The sequence below is a fragment of the Chroococcidiopsis cubana SAG 39.79 genome (genome assembly GCF_003991895.1).
In the GTDB taxonomy this organism is placed as follows: Bacteria; Cyanobacteriota; Cyanobacteriia; order Cyanobacteriales; family Chroococcidiopsidaceae; genus Chroococcidiopsis; species Chroococcidiopsis thermalis.
In genome coordinates this window covers 20,548-27,618 of sequence record NZ_RSCK01000083.1, presented here as the reverse complement: position 1 = coordinate 27,618, position 7,071 = coordinate 20,548, and the positions used below count along the sequence as shown (strand labels likewise).

General features: G+C 40.5%; 5 protein-coding genes. All 5 read left to right on the top strand.

The window, feature by feature from the left end; all coding sequences use genetic code 11:
* Positions 1-491: 491 nt before the first annotated feature.
* Positions 492-1,916, top strand: coding sequence for a GumC family protein (locus DSM107010_RS29400; RefSeq protein WP_015154805.1), 1,425 nt, complete (start codon positions 492-494; stop codon positions 1,914-1,916).
* Positions 1,917-2,041: 125 nt separating this feature from the next.
* Positions 2,042-3,346, top strand: coding sequence for an O-antigen ligase family protein (locus tag DSM107010_RS29395; RefSeq protein WP_015154806.1), 1,305 nt, complete (start codon positions 2,042-2,044; stop codon positions 3,344-3,346).
* Positions 3,347-3,349: 3 nt separating this feature from the next.
* A complete protein-coding gene (locus tag DSM107010_RS29390; protein ID WP_127024570.1) occupies positions 3,350-4,324 on the top strand; it encodes a glycosyltransferase family 2 protein in 975 nt (324 codons plus the stop codon).
* Between the two features lie 294 nt (positions 4,325-4,618).
* Positions 4,619-5,896 (top strand): lipopolysaccharide biosynthesis protein, encoded by a 1,278-nt coding sequence (locus DSM107010_RS29385; RefSeq protein ID WP_127024566.1) that lies wholly within the window; start codon positions 4,619-4,621, stop codon positions 5,894-5,896.
* A gap of 72 nt (positions 5,897-5,968) precedes the next feature.
* The gene (locus DSM107010_RS29380; protein WP_127024563.1) at positions 5,969-6,994 is read left to right on the top strand and encodes a glycosyltransferase family 2 protein; all 1,026 of its coding nucleotides are present in this window, start codon (positions 5,969-5,971) and stop codon (positions 6,992-6,994) included.
* Positions 6,995-7,071: the final 77 nt, after the last annotated feature.

The window sequence follows — 7,071 nt, the reverse complement described above, 5'->3', positions numbered from 1 at the left end:
GCCGTCTTTAGATATCCATCCTCATGGCTTGCCAGCTCTACCTCCTACTATTTTTTGAGCCGTCGAACTCACGTTGTTAAATATACTCCGTATCGCTTGACTTTTCACAGGAGAGATCTATACTCCTGTCCTCCTGACTCACTTCAAATAGGATAAAGAAACCACTAAAACCGGGGAAAATTTAGATGATTTTCGCTCTTTTAGTCACAAAAACATATTTCAGGGTAAATTAAGATTTGTAACTGTCAGAGAAATTAGGAGTTAGTCTATAATCTGAGGCAACACTTGGCTGGCTGGCAGATCTGTACTAACTATTTAGTATTAGTTCACATTCATACCCAGGACTGAGAAATTATGTTTTTAGAGTAGGTGTAATGAAATACAGGCGAGAGGTTGAGACGGAGTAATTTTTTATAGTTAAAGTTTGCGTAGCAGCTAGTTATTTTTGTAAAAAATGTATCATTTGAAACATCTGCTAGGAGGATTGCTGAATGACTGAATCCGTGACAATTTCTCGCCCGTTTCCCAAGTCAAGACTACAGCAAGTCCATTGGTCTCCCTATTTACTGATTGGTATATTGGCTAATGCTGCCATTTGGTGTTCGGCTTTAGCGTATTTAAAGCTTAAAGCTCCAACCTATACGAGTGGATGGGCTGTTAACGTGCCAGGAACTGCTGCTCAAGCTAGAGTATCCCTTCCAGAGATCGGACAGACTTCTTTAGACAGCTCCTCTCCCTACAGCATTAGTACTCAAGATCCCAGACAGAATTATAAATTTCTTGCGGAAAGCGATGCCGTAATTCAGATTGCTGCTACTCAAATGGATATATCTCCTCAAGAGTTTGGCAAACCTAAAGTCAAGATTGGCGACAGTACTAGCATTATCGAATTTCAAATGACAGGAGACAATCCTGAAGAAGCACGGGACAAATCTTACGCTCTTTATAGAGCAATCCAGGCAAGAGTCAACGAACTCAGAGTCCAAGAATTCATTCAACGCGATGCCAGTTTCCAATCTGCTTTAAGTTCTTCCCAGCGCAAGCTAGAAATGGCTCAAAAGCGGCTTTCCGACTACAAAGCAATCTCTGGCTTGAACTCTAGCGATCAGCTCAAAGCTCTCTCTGACAATATTGAAGCTTTACGCAAACAACGAGCTGAAATTGTCGCTCAACAGCAACAATCGAGTTCTCGCTTACAACAACTGGCAGCTAATTTAAACCTCTCGGAACAGGATGCTGCTAATGCCTTCGTGTTGCAAACAGATCAAATATTTCAGCAAAACTTAAAAAACTACAGTGAAACTAGCGCCAATTTGGTGACGCTGAGCGCCAGATTTTTACCCGATCATCCTACGATTGTTGCAGAGCAAAATAAGCGCGATGCAGCAGCTAAAGCAATGCTTGTCCGTAGCGAGTCGTTACTCGGACGACCAGTCAGCCAAGATCTCATTCAACAACTTAACCTTAATACCAGTAACGGTTCGGCGCGAGAAAACCTCTTCCAAGCGCTCGTCGATGCTCAAGCCGAGAATCGCGGCTTGCAATCTCAAGCCAAAGAAACCGAACAGCAAATCTTGCAATTAGAAAACCGCCTCCGTACTTTATCGCAAAAAGAAACGACTTTAGAAGCTCTCAGGCGCGAACTACAAGTATCTGAGGCAGTGTTCTCTTCTACTCTTGCCAACTTAGATATCATTAGGTCAAACGCCTTTGGTTCCTATCCCTTACTACAAATTGTGGCAGAACCGAACTTGCCAAAATCTCCAAGTTCGCCGAAAAGGATGTTTATTTTACTTGGCGCAACTGGCGGTTCTCTATTTGTCAGCGCAGGTATACTCGCATTCTGGCTGCGACAAAGACGGATGACGATGCTAGAACTAGAACGCAAGACCCATCATCGGATTGTGGAGGGGTAAAAGAGTGGTGCGTGAGGAAAATTCGGAATTCGGAATTCGGAATTCCGAATTTGCAATTCATATTGACACGTTCCCTACTCTCTGCTCCCTACTCGATCGCTCTCTGCTCCCTTAAGGAAAATCCCATGAGCGTTAAACCTCAAAACTTTGAGGAAAAATTGGTCTGGTATACCATAATTCTGACGTATCCCATTTATTTTTTGGGTGCGCAACTCGTTTGGATTCCAGCACTAGGATTTATCTTGGCAGGGTGTGCCTTTAAAAGATGGTGGTTCCAAACAAAAGACACACCAGAGTCAGAAAAAATTAGTATTCCGCTATCTGTATGGATATGGATTGTTGGCATGTTATTCATAGAGCTAACAATCTTTATGTCCCATATGGAATTCGATCTAGGGATACCAAAGTTTGTTTTTACCACGGTCAACAACTGGGCGCGAAGTTGGGCTTTAATGGCATTATTTCCTCTAGCAGGATGCCTAAAAATTCGTCCGCAAGTCATTTATCGAGCTGCTTGTATTCTTTGCTTGCAGAGCTTAATTTTAGCGACGATTTGTTATTTTATGTATTTATTACGGATACCGAGCTTTTCTTATGTTTCTCCCCTAGTTGCATTTCGCGGTTCTGCTAGTTTTTATACTGTTAATTTATTTGATGTTGGTGGAGACTTTGGTGAAGCTCGACAATTTCGTTTGCGTTTGTTTGCTAACTTTGCGAATAATTTAGGTATTATTGGGAATATTTATTTCTTTTTATCCAGTCAAGAAGCAAATAAAAAATGGCGTTGGATTGGCACGATCGGAGGCGCGGCAATGGTCGTAGGTTCTGGTTCGCGATCGACAATTGTTTGTCTGGTTGTCGTGCCGATCGCCTCTTGGTTGTTGACTAATTTTGGTTGGTACATTCAACTGATCGTAGGTCTACTCAGCGTTGTGATAGGCATGATTGCGCCTCAACTGATCGAACTAATGCAAACGGCTTGGGATCGGGTAATTAGTGGCGTTCGTCGGAGTTCTGAAGTTGTCAGAAAACGCCTAGCTGAAGTGACGATGAATCGTTGGATGGAAGCACCAATTTGGGGTCATGGAGTTGTCGAAGAGAAAGGACCAAAATATACAGAACATATGCCGATCGGGACTCACAATCATTGGCCCGATTTATTTTATTTGCATGGAGTTGTAGGTTTTCTTGCCTTTACATTTGCGATCGTCTGGGGTTTTGTCGAGTTAACTCTGAAAGCTAGGAAAAGCGCGATCGCTAAAACTGCGTTAAATATTTATTTGGTCTTACTAATTGCCACAGCTGCTGTAGATATTCAGTTGGCATCCTATCTTTATTGGCAAGGGTTAATTCTAACGGGAATAGCTTTTAAGGAAGACGTACCAATTTTTGCCGATCGCCAAACAAGAACCCTCTCATTCAAGAGTTAAGACATGCCTACAATCTCAGTTATTGTACCTGCATACAATTCTCAAAATACTATTCTAGAAACAATTGCTTCGATTCAAAAACAAACTTTTACAGATTTTGAGTTAATAGTTATTGACGATGGGTCTAGCGATCGCACGCTCGAATTAATTCAAACCGTTCTAGACCCTCGAATTCAAGTAGTTTCCTATGAAAATGGTGGCGTATCAGTTGCCCGCAATCGTGGTATTTCTCTGTCTACTGGCGAATACATCACCTTTATCGATGCTGACGATCTGTGGACACCAGATAAATTAGAACTCCAATTAAAAGCATTACAGCAACATCCAGCCGCAGGAGTTGCTTACAGTTGGACGTGCTTCATGGATCGGCAAGGTAAGTTTTTTCATGACGATCGCCCCATATATTTTGAGGGTAATGTCTATGCAGAATTATTGAAAACTAATTTTCTCTTAAGCGGATCAAATCCTTTGATTCGCCGAACTGCTTTAGCAGATGTTGGTGAATTCGATTCAACTCTAACTCATGCAGAAGAATGGGATTTGTATCTCCGTTTAGCAGCTAAGTATAATTTTGTAGTCGTTCCTAAAACTCAAATTTTTTACCGTCAAACGGCTGGTTCGGCTTCTGCCAAAATTGAGGTGATGGAGAAAGATGCGATTCGAGTTATTGACCGAGCCTTTCAATTAGCCCCCGCTCAGTTACAATTTTTGAAAAATCAAAGCTTGGCTCATCTTTATCGATATTTAGCCCACTTATACCTAACTAAAATTCCTGGTGCAACAGCAGCGGGAGTGGCTTGGCACAAGTTGCAAATGGCTATTCAGTTACAACCTCGAATATTGTTAAATAAAAAAGTTCAAACACTACTCGTAAAATTACTGCTGATTCAACTACTATCGCCTAAACTTGCTAATTATTTACTTCAGAAAATTACTCGAATTCGCGCTAGCTACCTTCAAGATAACACCGCCGCATAATTATATATTTAAATATATTTAAATAATTATATGCTTACATAACTGTGCCGTTTAGTAACTGTGTTTGCATAGTGGCGCTGTAGCAACTTAAGTATAATTTGTAAATTCGGCATTTGTATACAATGAAAATTCAGCTATAGCTGAGTGATAAATTACTAGCTTTCTTTAAGATTGATGATGTTATTGTAGGAAATAATAGCTATATCAACTATATATTGAATAGGAGACTATCCAGCGATCGCCTGCACTGAATCTCATTTGAGCTGGAATTATGAAAAATAGTTTATACACTCAATGCCTATCCTATCAGCTATTCTATCTAGGCTGCCTCAAAAACTTTCAAATCGGTTCGTTCGCAATCTCAGCTGGTTAGGTTTGGCAGAAATTATTTCTCGGATTTTTCGCCTCGGATTGACAGTAATTTTAGCTCGTTTTTTGACTCCTTATGACTACGGCTTAGCGGCAATTGTTTCTACAGTCAATGAGTTTATGCGAGTTTTTATGGAGATTGGGGTAAGTGCCAAAATAATTCAATGCGATCGCCAAGAATTAGATACTATTTGTAACTCCGGTTATTGGTTAAACTGGAGTATCTTTACAGGCTTATTTTTTGCTCAATGCCTACTTGCTTTTCCTATTGCTTGGTTTTATCGCGATCGCCTGACTCGCGAAATCGATTTAATTCTACCCATTTGTATTGCTGGTATACCCTATTTAATGTGGCCTTTTGCCGCGATCCAATCTGCTTTAATCGTTCGCGAAAATCGACTTAAAGTGTGCGCGATCGCTGCTGTTGTGAGAAATCTCGCTAGTTATTTCTTATCTGCCCTATTTGCTATTCGTGGTTGGGGAATCTGGGCGTTCGTTTTACCTTGGATTTTGGTGACTCCGCTGGAAATTATTATTTATCGTAAAAGTTACGCTTGGCATCCTACTGCTAAATTTACGACAAAAGCTTGGCGATCGATTTTAGATTTTGGTAAAAATATCTGTGGCGTGCAATTTCTCAAGGCGCTAAGAAATAACTTAGATTATTTAATAATTGGTAGGTTCTTAGGTATTAAAGAATTAGGAATTTATTTTTTTGGGTTCAATGCTGGATTGGGAATTAGCCTGAGTATAGTCACAGCAATCAATACAGCGATTTTACCACATCTATGTAAAGCTAAAGCTAGCATGTTGGAATTAAGTAAATCTTATTACAGCGCACTTAAAATTATTACTCTAATTATCTTTCCTTTAGTTATTCTTCAATCTAGCCTAGCTTATTGGTACGTACCAATTATTTTTGGTCGTCAGTGGATAGTTGCTATTCCCGTGCTGGTATTAATTTGCTTGTCAGCAATTCCCAGACCCTTCGCCGATGCTGCTTCGCAATTATTAGTAGCTGTAGGCAAACCCAATTTAGATTTATATTGGAATCTAGCTTTTACGACTGTGTTTGCTCTCTCTTTGTTAATTGGAGTCCATTGGCAGGTTATCGGTGTTGCAGCAGCAGTTTTAATCGTTCACATGCTCTTTCTTCCCGTATTTACAATTTGGACAAACCGCCATGTATTGCGTCAATCTTAATGGTTGATAGTTGATGGCTTCCAGAAATTACCAATTACCAATTACTAATTACCAATTACCAAGCTCTGAAATATGAAATTAGTTACTGTCATCATTCCGGTTTATCAAGTCGAAAAATATATTGCAAAGACAATAAACTCTGTATTGGCACAAACATACAAAAATTTTGAATTATTAATTGTTGACGATGGTTCCACCGATCGCAGTCACGAAATTTGCCAACAGTTTACCGATCCCCGGATTAAAATTATTCGCCAGCAAAATCAAGGAGTTGCAGCAGCTCGAAACACGGGAATTCGTCAGGCTAAGGGGGAATACATAGCATTTTTAGACGGAGACGATCTTTGGGTTCCTCACAAGCTGGAAAAACACGTCGAACACCTAGATAGTTCGCCAAAAGTGGGAGTCAGTTTTAGTCGTTCGGCTTTTATCGACGAAGCAGATAAACCTTTGGGGATTTATCAAATGTCTAAATTAACAGATATTACGCCCCTCGATCTGTTGTGTCGCACGCCAATTGGAAACGGTTCAGTTCCCGTGATTCGTAAAGAATTGTTAGCAGCAATTCAGTTTGTCGAGCCTGAGTCAGGAGAACTCTCTTATTTCGATCGCGATCGCAGCTTACACCCGTCAGAAGATGTAGAATGTTGGCTGCGAATGATGCTAAAAACAGATTGGCAAATTGAAGGATTAGCAGAAGCTTTAACTTTGTACCGCGTGAATCCCAAAGGATTTTCTGCCCAATTGTATAAGAAACTAAGCTCTTGGGAAACTATGTTAGAAAAAGCACGTGCCTACACCTCACCAGAGATGGTGGCTGAGTGGGAAAAACCAGCTATGGCTTATCAACTCCGACATCTAGCACGTCGAGCTGTGACTTTATCCGCAGGCTCCACCGCCGTCGAATTTTCTCACAAAGCTCTATCTATATATAGGTCAATTTTGTTTGAGGAACCACGGCGAACGGTAATGACTTTAGCATCTGCTTATTTGCTTTGGCTATTGCCTAAGTCTACTTATCATCAAATCCAATCTTTAGCGCTTCAGATAACAGGCTCGAATCAAAAACGAAGAATTCTTCAAGAATTAAGAGAATAGTAGTTAGTAGTTCGTGGCTATTGGCTAGTGAATTAATTTTTCATGTTTAGTGACTACTCACCAGTCACTGATAACTG

What these genes read in the sequence shown, in the direction of transcription:
- DSM107010_RS29390 (WP_127024570.1), top strand. Translation starts at nt 3,350, where the DNA reads ATGCCTACAATCTCAGTTATTGTACCTGCATACAATTCTCAAAATACT.
- DSM107010_RS29385 (WP_127024566.1), top strand. Translation starts at nt 4,619, where the DNA reads ATGCCTATCCTATCAGCTATTCTATCTAGGCTGCCTCAAAAACTTTCA.
- DSM107010_RS29395 (WP_015154806.1), top strand. Translation starts at nt 2,042, where the DNA reads ATGAGCGTTAAACCTCAAAACTTTGAGGAAAAATTGGTCTGGTATACC.
- DSM107010_RS29380 (WP_127024563.1), top strand. Translation starts at nt 5,969, where the DNA reads ATGAAATTAGTTACTGTCATCATTCCGGTTTATCAAGTCGAAAAATAT.
- DSM107010_RS29400 (WP_015154805.1), top strand. Translation starts at nt 492, where the DNA reads ATGACTGAATCCGTGACAATTTCTCGCCCGTTTCCCAAGTCAAGACTA.